General features: G+C 70.6%; 16 protein-coding genes and 2 tRNA genes. 9 read left to right on the top strand and 9 right to left on the bottom strand.

What is annotated here, in order from left to right:
- The first annotated feature begins 72 nt into the window (after positions 1-72).
- Both FED44_RS02675 and FED44_RS02665 read left to right on the top strand, forming a co-directional pair.
- A complete protein-coding gene (locus tag FED44_RS02675; RefSeq protein ID WP_117408893.1) occupies positions 73-948 on the top strand; it encodes an oxidoreductase in 876 nt (291 codons plus the stop codon).
- 384 nt (positions 949-1,332) lie between these two features.
- Entirely contained in the window at positions 1,333-2,514 is a 1,182-nt protein-coding gene (locus FED44_RS02665) for an ATP-binding protein (RefSeq protein WP_138459603.1), read from the top strand.
- Positions 2,515-2,619: 105 nt separating this feature from the next.
- On the opposite strand, the gene FED44_RS02660 is transcribed toward FED44_RS02665, so the two are convergent.
- Both FED44_RS02660 and FED44_RS02655 read right to left on the bottom strand, forming a co-directional pair.
- The gene (locus FED44_RS02660; RefSeq protein ID WP_117408896.1) at positions 2,620-3,474 is read right to left on the bottom strand and encodes a MauE/DoxX family redox-associated membrane protein; all 855 of its coding nucleotides are present in this window, start codon (positions 3,472-3,474) and stop codon (positions 2,620-2,622) included.
- 3 nt (positions 3,475-3,477) lie between these two features.
- Positions 3,478-4,428, bottom strand: a complete 951-nt coding sequence (locus FED44_RS02655; protein WP_244301668.1) for a hypothetical protein — start codon at positions 4,426-4,428, stop codon at positions 3,478-3,480.
- 234 nt (positions 4,429-4,662) lie between these two features.
- On the opposite strand from FED44_RS02655, the gene FED44_RS02650 reads away from it, so the two are divergent.
- Positions 4,663-5,202 carry a SigE family RNA polymerase sigma factor gene (locus FED44_RS02650; RefSeq protein ID WP_244301722.1) on the top strand — a complete coding sequence of 180 codons (540 nt, stop codon included), beginning with the start codon at positions 4,663-4,665 and terminating at the stop codon, positions 5,200-5,202.
- A 44-nt stretch (positions 5,203-5,246) separates the two neighbouring features.
- Here the strand turns inward: FED44_RS02650 and FED44_RS36220 are convergent, their stop codons facing one another.
- Complete coding sequence (locus FED44_RS36220) at positions 5,247-6,266, bottom strand: thermonuclease family protein (protein WP_117408898.1); 1,020 nt, start codon at positions 6,264-6,266, stop codon at positions 5,247-5,249.
- 135 nt (positions 6,267-6,401) lie between these two features.
- The gene (locus FED44_RS02640; protein ID WP_138459602.1) at positions 6,402-6,899 is read right to left on the bottom strand and encodes a MarR family winged helix-turn-helix transcriptional regulator; all 498 of its coding nucleotides are present in this window, start codon (positions 6,897-6,899) and stop codon (positions 6,402-6,404) included.
- Positions 6,900-6,996: 97 nt separating this feature from the next.
- Here FED44_RS02640 and FED44_RS02635 point away from each other — a divergent pair, with 97 nt between their 5' ends.
- Entirely contained in the window at positions 6,997-7,560 is a 564-nt protein-coding gene (locus FED44_RS02635; RefSeq protein WP_117408900.1) for a YceI family protein, read from the top strand.
- A gap of 310 nt (positions 7,561-7,870) precedes the next feature.
- Positions 7,871-7,960, top strand: a tRNA-Ser gene (locus FED44_RS02630).
- A 220-nt stretch (positions 7,961-8,180) separates the two neighbouring features.
- Here FED44_RS02630 and FED44_RS02625 read toward each other — a convergent pair.
- Positions 8,181-8,549 (bottom strand): bleomycin resistance protein, encoded by a 369-nt coding sequence (locus FED44_RS02625; RefSeq protein ID WP_138459601.1) that lies wholly within the window; start codon positions 8,547-8,549, stop codon positions 8,181-8,183.
- 311 nt (positions 8,550-8,860) lie between these two features.
- On the opposite strand from FED44_RS02625, the gene FED44_RS02620 reads away from it, so the two are divergent.
- The gene (locus tag FED44_RS02620; protein WP_138459600.1) at positions 8,861-9,223 is read left to right on the top strand and encodes a nuclear transport factor 2 family protein; all 363 of its coding nucleotides are present in this window, start codon (positions 8,861-8,863) and stop codon (positions 9,221-9,223) included.
- A gap of 226 nt (positions 9,224-9,449) precedes the next feature.
- A complete protein-coding gene (locus FED44_RS02615) occupies positions 9,450-10,223 on the top strand; it encodes an SDR family NAD(P)-dependent oxidoreductase (RefSeq protein ID WP_138459599.1) in 774 nt (257 codons plus the stop codon).
- A 1-nt stretch (position 10,224) separates the two neighbouring features.
- Here FED44_RS02615 and FED44_RS02610 read toward each other — a convergent pair whose 3' ends face one another.
- The 3 genes from FED44_RS02610 to FED44_RS02600 form a co-directional block, all read right to left on the bottom strand.
- Positions 10,225-10,641, bottom strand: coding sequence for a GNAT family N-acetyltransferase (locus tag FED44_RS02610; RefSeq protein ID WP_208758798.1), 417 nt, complete (start codon positions 10,639-10,641; stop codon positions 10,225-10,227).
- A 167-nt stretch (positions 10,642-10,808) separates the two neighbouring features.
- Positions 10,809-11,177 (bottom strand): barstar family protein, encoded by a 369-nt coding sequence (locus FED44_RS02605; protein ID WP_117410409.1) that lies wholly within the window; start codon positions 11,175-11,177, stop codon positions 10,809-10,811.
- Between the two features lie 9 nt (positions 11,178-11,186).
- Positions 11,187-11,600: a ribonuclease domain-containing protein gene (locus FED44_RS02600; RefSeq protein ID WP_208758797.1), complete on the bottom strand. Its 414-nt coding sequence runs from the start codon at positions 11,598-11,600 to the stop codon at positions 11,187-11,189.
- 225 nt (positions 11,601-11,825) lie between these two features.
- Here FED44_RS02600 and FED44_RS02595 point away from each other — a divergent pair, with 225 nt between their 5' ends.
- Positions 11,826-12,332: a DUF4142 domain-containing protein gene (locus tag FED44_RS02595; RefSeq protein ID WP_167521369.1), complete on the top strand. Its 507-nt coding sequence runs from the start codon at positions 11,826-11,828 to the stop codon at positions 12,330-12,332.
- Between the two features lie 82 nt (positions 12,333-12,414).
- Here FED44_RS02595 and FED44_RS37970 read toward each other — a convergent pair whose 3' ends face one another.
- Positions 12,415-12,537, bottom strand: a complete 123-nt coding sequence (locus FED44_RS37970) for a hypothetical protein (protein ID WP_259402020.1) — start codon at positions 12,535-12,537, stop codon at positions 12,415-12,417.
- A 335-nt stretch (positions 12,538-12,872) separates the two neighbouring features.
- Between FED44_RS37970 and FED44_RS02590 the strand changes: the two genes are divergently transcribed.
- Positions 12,873-12,945: transfer RNA gene (locus FED44_RS02590), tRNA-Arg, on the top strand.
- Positions 12,946-12,978: the final 33 nt, after the last annotated feature.

The raw sequence follows: 12,978 nt of genomic DNA, 5'->3' as shown, positions 1-12,978 counted from the left end.
TGACCTGGCGGGAGGCTGGCAGCTTGCTGCCACCACGTTGGCCGCCGCCCCCGGCCGCGCGAGGCTGACGGCATGACGACCAACACGAACGCCGCGCTCGGCGGCGAGTTCCTCCTCGGCGGCGACCTGCCCGTTCACCGGCTCGGCTTCGGGGCCATGCGGCTGCCGGTCGGCACCTTCGACGGCGCCGTGCGCGACCCCGAGACGGGCGTCGCCGTGCTTCGCCGCGCCGTCGAGCTCGGCGTGGACCACATCGACACGGCATGGTTCTACCGGCGAGGGGGCGTGGCCGCCAACGACCTGATCCGCCAGGCGCTCGCGCCGTACGCGGACGGCCTGGTGATCGCGACCAAGGTCGGCCCCCTGCTCGGGGAGACCGGAATGCCGACCGGCGAGGCCGGCCCGGACGAGCTGCGCGGGCTGGTGGAGGACAACCTGCGCACCCTGGGCGTGGAGCGGCTCGACCTCGTGTACCTGCGGGTCGGCGGCATGAGCGGCCCGGGCGGCGCCTCCGTCTCCGACCGGTTCGCGGCCCTGGCCGAGCTCCGCGAGGAAGGGCTGATCCGGCACCTCGGCGTCAGCAACGTCGACGCCGCCCAGCTCGACGAGGCCCTGTCCATCGCCCCGGTGGCCGCCGTGCAGAACAGCTTCCACGTGCAGGACCGGGGCGACGCCGAGCTGCTGGCCCGGTGCGAGAAGGACGGCATCGCCTTCGTGCCCTTCTTCCCGCTCGGCGGCGGGTGGCGGCCCATCGACCAGACACGTCTGGCGGCGGTCGTGGAGCGTCACGGGGCGACCGCCCCGCAGATCGCGCTCGCGTGGCTGCTGGCGATCTCGCCCGCGCTGCTCGCGATCCCCGGTACGGGGGTCCTCGATCACCTGGAGGAGAACATGGCGGCGGGACGGATCCACCTGACGCCGGAGGACCTCGCCGCCCTCGAGGACTGAAGGCCCTCCTGACCGGAGCCGAACGACGGCGTTTGGCGGAGCTTTTTCACCGAACGCTCGCGCACATGTTCGATGAGGCGCTACAGTCATGGGCACCGGATCGAACACGGGTTCGGTCGAGTCCCGGCAGGTGAGGAGTGTGCGATGGCTGTGCCGACGGTGTCCGCCGCCCCCGCTCCCACTCCCGCCCCCGGCCTCGCCGGCCCGGCGGCGTTCGACCGCGGCGTACCCTCCCCGGCTCCGCCCGTCGTCGTCCCGGTCGTGCCGGCCCAGGCTCCGCCCGCCGCCGTGCGGTGCGTGCCCGGGCCGCGCCGGGCGACACGCCGTAGCGCTTTCTACGGAAATCTACGACGGCCGCTATATCCCGTCATAAAGTCCGAGAGCGTGGACCCCGTGCGCAACCCCTACGCCCCCGGCGCCGGACAGCGCCCCCCGGAGCTCGCCGGACGCGATCGCGAGCTGCAGCAGTTCGAGGTCGTGCTGGAGCGGGTGGCCCGGGGCCGCCCGGAGCGGAGCATGGTCCTCACCGGTCTGCGCGGCGTGGGCAAGACGGTCCTGCTCAACACCTTCAAGTCCATGGCCATGCAGCGGCTGTGGGGCACCGGGAAGATCGAGGCCAGGCCCGACCAGTCGATCCGGCGCCCGGTGGCGGCCGCGATGCACATGGCCATCAGGGAGCTCGCGCCCCGGCACCGCGCCCCCGAGCGGATCGAGGAGTTCCTCGGCGTGCTCAAGGCGTTCGCCATGCGCGATCCCGCCGCCGCCAAGGGCACCTCCCACTGGTCGCCCGGCATCGACGTCCCCGCCGCCCGCGGCCGGGCCGACTCCGGTGACCTGGAGATCGACCTGACCGAGCTGTTCGTCGACGCGGCGGGCGTGGCGACCGACCTCGGCGTCGGCATCGCGCTGTTCATCGACGAGATGCAGGACGTGCAGGCGCCGGACGTCTCGGCTCTCTGCGCGGCCTGCCACGAGCTGTCGCAGAGCGGTGGCCCGCTGATCGTCGTGGGCGCCGGCCTGCCGCACCTGCCGAGCGTGCTGTCGGCGAGCAAGAGCTACTCCGAGCGGCTGTTCCGGTACGCCCGCATCGACCGGCTCGACCGCGACGCCGCCGACCTGGCGCTGATCGTCCCGGCCGGCCGCGAGGACGTGGAGTTCACGCCCGACGCGCTCGACGCGCTGTACGAGGCGGCCGACGGCTACCCCTACTTCGTCCAGGCGTACGGGAAGGTCGCCTGGGACTTCGCGCCCCGCAGCCCCATCACCGCGGAGGACATCAAGGTGTCCGCGCCGGAGGCGGAGGAGGAGCTGGCCGTGGGCTTCTTCGGCAGCCGGTACGAACGGGCCACCCCCGCGGAGCGCGACTACATGCACGCGATGGCCCAGCTCGGCGACGACCCGGTGCCGACGGCCGAGGTGGCCGAGGCGCTCGGCCGCAAGCCGTCGAGCCTGTCCCCGGCCCGCGACAGCTTGATCAAGAAGGGCCTGATCTACAGCGCCGAGCGCGGCGTGATCGGGTTCACCGTGCCCCATTTCGGGAGGTTCCTGCGTGCCCAGCCGGTCTGAGGCGGCACGCCCATCGACCTCTCTACGGCTTTCTAGAGGGGAAGCTAGAGAGCCGTAGAGAGCTGAAGTGAAGTCCTCGATGCGGGAATCTACGCCTGTATAGCGTCAGGCCGATACAGGGGTAGATTCCCGCAGAGAGGCGTCCGTACGGTCACCGGTGGCGGCCGCGACGCGGCCGTCCGCGCCGACTACGGCGACGCGGACGGCGGGACGGCGTCCGCTCAGGTACACCGCGAAGACCACCTCGGTGCCGTCCTGGGCGGGAAACACGAAGAAGCGCCAGCACAGCTCGCGCCACACGTCGGACGGCTCGCCGGTCACCAGCGACCCCGCGTGCGCCCGCCACGCCGCACTGCCGCGCAGGCGGGACAGCGCCCGTCCGGAAGGCAGCGCCCGCTGCTCGCACGGCGCGCGGTGCCGTACGCGGGCGGCGACCTCGTCGATCTCCGGCGAGAGGACGAGCAGCAGCAGGACGAGGCCGCCGGCGATCCAGGCCGCGGTCCCCCGCGGCAGGACGGGCCGGGCCATGACTCCGGGCAGACCCGGGACGTTCCCGGCCGCGACGAGAACCGCCATCGCCGTCAGCGCGGCGGCCCGTCCGATGGACCGCAGCCCGACCGGCGCCGCGCTGACCTCACCGAAACAGCCGCACCCGACGTCGGGCCGTCGCCTGCGCAGGTCCCACAGGACGTACGTCGCGATCGCGAAAAACACCACCGGCGACCAGCGTGTGACGGGGTGGTCCAGCACCAGCGATCCGCCGGCCAGGGCGAACTCGGTCAGCGCGCAGGCGATCATCGCGGGCCTGGCGAACCGCTCCGGCGCGAGCGCGACCGGGCCCAGCCGGGTCAGCGCGCCCGGCGACGCCTCACGGCCGGCCGTGGCCAGCTTGGCGACGCCGCCCAGCGTCAGCGTGAGGGCGAGGACCGGCAACGCGGCCGTCGCGATGATCGTAAGCACCGGTCACCCCAATCCGACGCGGGCGTTGAAGCAGCCCTTGGTCAAGTCTCCCCCGAGCGCCACGTAGGACGACGCCGACAGTTCCACGAGCCTCCCGCGCGGGGAGGTGCCGCATTCCAGGCAGCGGTCGCAGAACCGCCCGGCGAGGCACCCGCACGCCACGATCGGCAGCGTGTCCGCCCGTCCGTCGCACACGTTCCGCACGCGCAGCAGCGAGCCCAGCGCGAGGTACGGCAGGCCCGCGCAGGAGACGCCCGCGTCGTCGCAGCCGGTGTCCTCGGATTCGAGCACGGGATAGGCCGCGCCGTCCTCCGGAAGGTCCGCCCACACGGCCGTGCCCGCGACGCTCGCCTGGACCCCTCCGTACGCCGGGGGAGCCGGGGGCGACGCCGAGGCGTGGTACGGCGGCTGCGAGGTCGCGGGAAGCTGCGCCAGTGACGTGCCCTGGTCGAGCAGGCCGATGGCGTCGAACAGATACCCCGGCTCCAGCTTCGGGTGCCGCACCCGGATCCGCCCCGAGGAGCGGTAGGGGATCACAATGGAGCGTTCCCGGCGGTGCGGACCGCAGTCGAGGTCCACGGTGAGGTCGCGGGTTCCCCGGACGTCGCGGATGACGCCGGTGATCCGCGTGACGTCGGCCCAGATGCGCTCGGCCACCGTGCCGGACCGCAGCGCCCTGATGACCACCCGCGACCCGATGGGCAGGTCGGCGGGCGCGACCGCGCCGCCGCGCCAGGCGGTCGCCCACGGCGCGATCACCAGGCGCCGCTGGCGGCCGTCGTCGGCCTCCACGATGATCAGATGCGGGCTGACGTCGACCATCTCGCCGTCGACCACGTCGAACGGCGCCTCCTCCTCCGGCGACCGCGGCGCGGGCCCGGGATCGCGCCCGAGCGCCGCCGCGGCCAGCATGCGCCGTCGCGCTCCGGCCCGGTGCGGTAATGACCCTTCCACGTCCTCCAGCCTCACATGCCGGGGCGGGATGGAGATGCCGTTTTCCGGGCGATGGTGGCGTCCGGGATCAATATTCCTCCTCCCGGTGCAAGGGGTTGCCACCCGCCGAGGGCAAACCACCGCCCGGGTGGGATTACGGCCCGTCCGGCCCGCCGCTACCGGCTTGTCCGGTGTTTACGCAGGCCGGGGCGAAACCTGAATTCCGGCTCAGTCGGATCCGATCGCGTGGCTGCGATTCTGGCACGAGATGCCTCTCTGGCCGGGTTGGTGATCCTGAGCGTGAACCACGAGGAGTTCCACACGTACGTCCAGTCCCGCGGGGCGGCGCTGCTCCGGGTCGCCAACCAGCTGACCGGCAACCCCAGCGACGCCGAGGATCTGCTGCAGACCGCCCTCACCCGCACCTACCTCGCCTGGGACCGCATCCGCGACCGGTCGTCGCTCGACGGTTACGTGCGACGCGCGATGGTGAACATCAACATCTCCTGGTGGCGGCGGCGCAGGCTGGAGGAGTACCCCTCGGAGTCCCTTCCCGACGTACCGGCGCAGCAGGACGCGCGGCACCGGTACGAGGAGTTGGAGCAGGCGCTCGACCGGCTCCCCACCCGGCAGCGTACGGCGATCGTGCTGCGCTACTACGAGGACATGACCGAGCCCGAGATCGCCAGGACGCTGGGGATCAGCGTGGGCACGGTCAAGAGCACGGTCTCGCGGGGCATGGCGAAGCTACGCGGCGATCTGGTCGTCCCCGATCCCCGGGAACGGGTGAACTGACCGCCGCGCGCCTCACCTGCCGCGCTTCTCAGGTCCCGCGCTTCTCAGGTCTCGCAGACCACGCCGTCGCTGTCACTGTCGACGTACCAGTCGTACTCGACGTCGATGCCCCGGACGTACGGCCCGTAGCCGGCCCTGTTGGCCTCCTCGCAGGTGCCGAAGCGGGGATCCGTCGAGCCGTCGTCGTCACCCGTCGCGGTCGGAGTGGGGGTCGGCGTCGGCGTCGCAGTGGGCGTCGGGGTGGGTGTGGGAGTGGTCGTGCCGCCGGTCAGCCCGTCGGGGTCGGGGCTCGCGGACGCGCCGGGCGCGGGAGAGGCGCCGTCGGCGGGCTCCACCGCGAGGTCTCCGGACGATCCGGGCGGAACCTGGATCGAACCGCGCTTGTCGTAGGTGTCGGCCGCCCAGCAGGGACCCGACCACATGCCCCGGCCATCGGCCTGCGCGCGCATCTGCTCGGCGAACTGCCAGTCGGTGTAGCTGTGGTCGGGCAGGTAGGGCACGGCCTGGGCGAACCCGCTCCTGACCATGTCGCCGTTGACGTACAGGCCCTTGGGCGACCACGTGTAGACGAGGACGCGGTCGTTCTCGGTCACCTGCTCGGAGGCCCGCACGTAGGCCGGCTTGCCGACGGGAAGCAGCGCCTTGAGCCGCGCGACCGCGCCTTCGTACCAGCAGTCGCCCTTCTCGGGCGCGTCCGCCTCCAGGAGACCGATCCGTACGGTCCGGCCGCTGGCGGTCACCACGTCCAGGGCGTCACCGTCCACGATCTTCTTCACCGTCACCTCGACGGCGTCCTTGGGCACGGTCTTCGGCCGGGGGGTCTTCGTGGCCTTCGCGGTCGTGCTCGGGGTGGCGCTGGGGCTCGGCGTCGCGCTCGCGCTCGGGCTGGGGGTCGCGGCCGGAGTCTGGGACGGGGTCGGCGTCGGGCTCGGACTGGCGCTCGGACTGGGGCTCGGGCTCGGGCTCGGGCTCGCGGCCGCGGCGAAGGCGCTGGTGGACGCGGCCACAGGAACCGCGAGGACCGCGGTGGCGAGGACGGCGAGTGCGTGTGAGGGGAAACGCACGAGTGCTCCATTGGCTTGGGTACGGGGGACACGTCGGCTTCGTGGAGCCGTTTCCTGGATTACGGAGTCCACCAGAAAACGATCGTATGCGCCAGTCCGTCCGGTCAGTTCCCTCGAATCACGATCCTGTGCGGCTCAGCCCGTCCTCGTCCGCGACGGCCTGCCGGCTCCGTCCGCTCCCGCGGTCGCGCAGGGCCGTACGACGTCGCGGATCACCCGCAGGGTCTCCAGGAACTCGGCGAGCCGCTCGCCGGTCAGCAGACCGGTGAACCAGGTCTCGATGTCCTTGATGTGCTCGGGGAGCACCGTGCGCAACCGCTCCGCCCCCGCCTCGCTCAGCACCGCGTACGACGCGCGGCGGTCACTCGCGCACGCGTGCCTCTCGACGAGTCCCTCGCGCTCCAGGCGGTCGACGACACGGGTGATCCCGCTGGTGGACAGCGAGGTCTGGGCCGCGAGGTCGCTCATCCGCAGCCGCCGCTCGGGCGAGCGGGCCAGCCGGATCAGAGTCTCGAAGTCGACCTCGGACAACCCGGCGGTGACCAGGGTGGGGGTGGTCTTGGCGGCCAGCCCGGCGAAGACCTCCGCGAACAGGCCCATCGCCGTGAGCCGCGGGTCGTCGAATGGATCCATGGTCCAAGTCTACGTCAGAATAGTTGACGCGAGGAATATCCTCGGGTAGAAATTTGCTCAGTGAGACATCCGCACCGCAACGATCTGGGGAGTAGCCATGAGCATCCGTGAGTGGGAGGGCCTGAAGGTCCCGACGGCCGGCGAGTTCGCGCTCGACAAGGCGCACACGCGCGTCGGTTTCGTCGTCAAGCACATGATGGTCAGCAAGGTCCGCGGGCACTTCGCCGACTTCGAGGGCAAGATCGCCATCGCCGAGAACCCGCTTGAGTCCTCCGTCGACGTCGTCATCAAGACCGGCACGATCGAGACCGGCGCGGCCGACCGTGACGGCCACCTGCGGAGCGACGACTTCCTGGGCGCCGACAAGTTCCCCGAGATCACCTTCCGCAGCAAGCGCGTGACCGACCTGTCCGGCAACGAGTTCACGCTCGTCGGCGACCTGACGGTGCGTGACGTCACCAAGGAGGTCGAGCTCAAGGTCGAGTTCAACGGCGCGGCCAACAACCCGTGGGGCCAGGAGATCTTCGGTTACTCCGCCGAGACCGAGATCGACCGCGAGGACTTCGGCCTGACCTGGAACCAGGCGCTGGAGGCCGGCGGTGTCCTCGTCGGCAAGAAGGTCAAGATCGAGATCGAGGGCGAGGCCGTCCGTCAGGCCTGAGCCCGTGGACTGCACCGGCGGAAATCCACACCTTGTGCACAGCCGTCATCCACAGCCTGTGGACGGCGGCTGTGCTCTTGTATAACGCCAGCTCACCCGGCGGCCGAGGACATCCTGCCGTACGCTCCGGCGCGAGTCTGTGGCCCGCTCGCCGACCCGCGCGGCTACCTCCGGCCCCGCCGAAGCCCGCCCGGAGCGGGCCCGCTCCGGTGCCGCGACGCGGGTGGTCGAGACGGTGCCACGCCCCACCCGGCAATCCGCTTTGCCGCGTTGCGCGATCGCCGGTACGCTGTGCTGAGCAGCGCTCCCAGGAGGCTTCGCCTAGTCAGGTCTATGGCGCCGCACTGCTAATGCGGTTTGGGTCTTAAGCCCATCCGGGGTTCAAATCCCCGAGCCTCCGCAGTTCAGAGCCCCTCTCGTTCTCACCGACGAGAGGGGCTTTTTGATCTCCACAGGGCCTCTGGTTGTAGTTGTCCTCGGTCCTCGCAGCCCCATGCGCTCGCTGACGATCCTTCACCTGGGGACTGGCGATGTAGTCGTGAGTCGCCGGCGCGTTCGTGTACGCAGCACCGTTGGGGTGGCCGTCCGGGCGAACTGGGAGAGCCGATTACATGATCAGATCACGGCATGGGCGAGCCGACGCGATGCAGTGTTCCGTCAGGGTCGACATAGCCGAACTCCCGAAGTCCGTATGGAGTGTCGTGAGGCTCGCCGAGGCGGCCAGTGACGTTCGCTGCGACCCATTCGGCGTGAAGGGCATCGGCGTCTGAAACATAGATGTACACGGCCGCAGCAGTGCGCGCAGGGTCGTGCTCGTTCCACTCGGTGAGATGGAGCGACACCGGCCCCCGAGCGACGAACCCATATCCAGGGTCCTCATCGGACCGCCGCGCCGCAAACCCCAGGTGACGGTAACGCTCAAGCGCGGCGGCCAGATTGCGGACGGGGATCACAGGCGCCACGCCCTCGAAGACGACCTTGCTGTCCATGGCCTCTCCTACGGCTGTCGGCGCCGAACCTCGATGCGAGGCTACGCGGTGGCCCTGACAGTTTCACCGGGCCCAGGTAGCTCAACGCCTCCGGCTCCGGGAGGTGCCGTACCGGAGAGGCGGGGCGTGCGCATCCACGCAGGTCACGACCCGCTCGAGTTGTAGTTGCCCACCGCTGCGGTCTGGTGACCTGAGACAGATCTCCGATCCGGGGCGCGGCAACAAGATCCACACCCTTGCGCTAGTTGTACGCCATCCTTCGCCCCGTATCGTCCGCATCAGTGATCCCGTCTGCGTGAGAAGGGACCGGCATGTCCGGCGATGCGGTGCTACGCGTTTTCCGATCAGTAGATTCGTTCGATCCCGACGAGTTCGGGCGGCTGCTGGCCGAGGACGCCACGCTGGTGTTCGGCAACGCCGAGCCGCTGGTGGGGCGTGAGGCCATCGTCGCGGGCATCCGGGAGTTCTACTCCACCATCGGCGGCCTGCGGCACCGGGTCGTCCGTACCTGGCAGGTGGACGCCGACATCATCGCCGAGACCGAGGTGACCTACCAGAGGCTCGACGGCAAGGACGCGAGCGCCGTAGCCGTATCGATCTGGCGCACCCGCGACGACGGCCTGATCTCGGACTACCGCATATTCGTCGATCTTGCCCCCATCTACGCGGTCTAGCGATTCGGCCACAGGTGAGGAGGAGCTGGAGCGGCGCTTCTGACGCGGCTACGTCGTCGATGCCGATCGGCTCGACGAGCGGCTGAACGTGTCCAAGACAACCCGACCTCAAGGAACTGGGCGACATCAAGCAGGCGCTGGTAGTGCGCGACGTTCTTCATGTGCCATGGTCGATTGATCACAGGTACACACCTCCGCCCGGGGTGACTTCGATGGAGGGGGCGTTGTGGGCTCTTCGTACGTTGTCACCGGGGGTGGGCGGGGCATCGGCCGGGCGATCGTCGAGCGACTCCTGGGCGACGCGAACGCTGTCGCCGTGATCGAACTCGACCCGGCGGCGCTCGAGTGGATCCGTACTCACCCCGCGGGTCCCCGGCTGATCGCGGTGGCAGGCGACGCCGCCGACGAGACCGTCACGGAACGGGCCGCCGACCTGGCGCAGGCGGCGGGCCCGCTCGCCGGATGGGTCAACAACGCCGCCGTCTTCCGCGCCGCATCGCTCGACTCCCCGTCGGCGAGTGAGCTCCTGGCTCTCATCGGGGCCAACTTCGACCCCGTGGTCGCCGGCTGCGTGACGGCGATCCGCCGCTTCCTCGACGCCGGTACGGCCGGGGCGATCGTCAACGTCTCGTCCCACCAGGCGCAGCGGCCGGTGCGCGGCTCCCTGACGTACGCGACGGCGAAGGCCGCGACCGAGGGGCTCACCCGGGCGCTCGCCGTCGACTACGGCCCGCGGGGCATCCGGGTCAACGCCGTCGCCCTCGGCTCGATCAACACCGAACGGTACGAGGCGTTCCTCCGCCGCCAGGAGCCCGTGGCGGCCACGCGGATCGAGAACGAGATGGGCCTGCTGCACCCGCTCGGCAGGGTGGGCCGTCCGGAGGAGGTGGCCGCCGCCGTCGCCTACCTGCTCTCCGCCGACGCGAGCTTCGTCAACGGCGCGATCCTTCCCGTCGACGGCGGACGGTCGGTGCTCGGACGCGACCCCGAGGAGGCATGAGTCACGCGCGGTTCTTCCAGTCGTCGGCGAGCAGACCGTAGAGGAGATCATCGGTCCATTCGCCCTTGAACCAGGTGTGCTGGAGGCGCAACCCCTCCCGCCGGAAGCCCACTCGCTCCAGGAGCCGTGCCGAGCTCGTGTTGCGGGCGTCGCACTCGGCGGAGACGCGCCGCAGGCCGCGCCGCTCGAACAGGTCGCGCAGTACGGCCCGCACCGCCTCGGTGGCGTACCCCCGGCCCTGCCATCGGGCGGCGAGAGTGAAGCCCAGCTCCGCCTGCATCCGGTTCTCGTGCAAGTTCACCCCCACGTCGCCGATCAGGCACTCCTCGGCCCGAAGCTCCACGGCGTACTGGAACCACCCGGGCTCCTCCGGGTCCCGCGAGGAGAACACGGTGACGAGCGAGACGGCCGACTCCACCGGAACGGGGGCGTCCAGCTCTGGTAACGCGCGACCACCGGGTCGGAGCGGTAGGCGGCGAACGCCGGCGCGTCCTCCGGCCGGAACCGACGCAGGAACAGTCGTGGCGTTTCCAGGAGCATTCGCCGATTCTCGCAGCGGGCAGCCCGGTGCGGGCCGCGGAAGGGTCAGGCGAGGCCCTCGGCCGTACGCCGGCGGAGTGGCGCCTCGTGGGCGGAGTCGGTGCACAGCGTCAGGGTCAGCCCGTCCTCCGCCGCCCCGGCCAGTACGGCCAGCAGGGTGGCGAACTGCTCGGCGGGTTCGGCGGCGAGCAGGTCCCCGGCGTGCTCGACGACCAGGTGGACGTTCCCGATGTCGCGCAGCGAGTCGGTCAGCGCGTCCCAGTTGTGGCCGAAGTAGCCGGGGAGGCGCAGCACCCGTGCCACCTCCGCGAAGAAGGCGGCACGGGTACGGCAGGCCCGCCCGTCGACGACCGCCGGGGCCCGGCCGGTGGTGATCGTGAGCCATTCGGGCAGCGGACGCGGGGCGGAGGTCATGAAGGATCCCTAGAGCCGGTAGAAGTCGGTGTAGTGGTTCGGCGAGAACCAGGTCACGCCGGTGCTCCGGTTGACGACGATCCGGTAGGCGTCCCGCGCGGCGCCGCGGGCCCGGGAGTACACGTCGTACTCGTAGTAGGTGGCGCCGCTCGGCAGCTGGCCCTCTCTGTTGTAGAAACGGCCGCCGGTGTAGTTGTACCTGCCGTCCGGCCAGGAGTACCAGCCGGCGCTGGTCGGGTATCCCTTCCCGGCCCAGATCGCGTTGGCCGAGCGCGCGTCGGCGCAGCGCGAGATGGTGCAGGAACCGTAGACCGCCGCGTCGGCGGGAACGGTGCCGGTCACCGTGGTCAGGGACACGACGGTGGCGATCAGGGCGATGAACCGGGCCGGCCAGGACGACCGGAAGCGTCGCGGAGTCCGCACGAGACCTCCAGAGGCGAGGGGATGGACAATCGCCAGCATCACCCCGAATTCGGGCCGAACCAAGGTAAAGATCGCCAAAGGTATGGTGAACTCCCGGCCGCGCCGCCGTACACGCTCGGTTCCCCGCGAACGGGCGGATGGGTATGACACCTGACAACGAGTATGCCCGGATGGTCGAGTACCGATCAGCCGCTGCTCGCCGTCGGGCGAGGATCGGGGGATCCGATGCTGAGATCGCTCATCGTCACGGTCGCGACCGTGATCGCGCCGCTGTCAGGGGTCACCGCCGCACCGCCGGATGCCAGCGACCAGGACAAGGCGTTCCTGGTCAGCGCGCATCAGGACAACCTCACGGAGATCGAGGGCGGCCACACTGCCGAGAAGCAGGCCGGAAGCCAGGCCGTCAAGGACGCCGGAAGCCGGTTGGTCAAGGACCACACCGCCCTCGACGAGCAGGTCACGAAGGTCGCCGCGGAGTACGGGGTGGACCTGCCGGGCGAGCCGACGGAGAAGCAGCAGGCCGAACTGCGGAAGTTCGCCGCCAAGAGCGGCGCCGCGTTCGACCGGGCCTGGGTCCCGGCGCAGGTCGAGGATCACCGTATGACCCTGGTGGCGCTGGACAAGGAGGCGTCGACCGGTTCCTCCGAGAAGGTGCGGCAGCTCGCCCGGGACACCAAGCCGGTGGTGCAGGAGCACCTCGACCTCATGGAGAGCATCCAGAGTGGCGGGTGAGGGCCGGTGCCGGCCGGGGCGGGTCTCCTGGCCGGCACGTCCCCGATCCCTCTGAGCGATCCGGCTTCCGCAGGGACGGCTCTCACCGGAACAAGGCCACGACCAGCCAGATGACCAGCGCCCAGAAGACCAGACCCGCGACCACGGCCGCGACGAGCCCGCGAAGGCGGTACCGCCTGCCGGGCGGGCCTGGTGGCTCGTTCACGTTCCCTCCCGCGGGGCGGCCCGGTGTCCGCCTGCGTGCCCTGCTCCTATACCCCGGGTACGCCTCTCCTGTCGCCACGAAGCCATATCCGTCACACAGAGTGATGGCGTGGCAAGGGTCCCCCGAGGACCAGTGTGCGCATCGGCGGCGCGCCAAGGTAGCCATGCGGCCGATTCCGGCCAACCCGTTCGCCGACCGGCTCCTGCCGTGCGCGAACGGTCCCCGCGTACGGGTCGGCTTGACCGTGCGCAGGGCGGATTATTGGCGCAAGCAGGGGTGAGGGGTCTGGTAGAGTTACACGCGTTGCCGAGCACAGCAAGTGAACAGGCAGCCAGGCGGCCGTAGCTCAATGGATAGAGCATCTGACTACGGATCAGAAGGTTGGGGGTTCGAGTCCTCCCGGCCGCGCAGTACGAAAGCCCAGATCATCAGCCGATGACC

The sequence above is a fragment of the Microbispora triticiradicis genome (assembly GCF_005864065.1).
GTDB lineage: Bacteria > Actinomycetota > Actinomycetes > Streptosporangiales > Streptosporangiaceae > Microbispora > Microbispora triticiradicis.
This window is presented reverse-complemented; position numbering and strand designations above follow the sequence as displayed.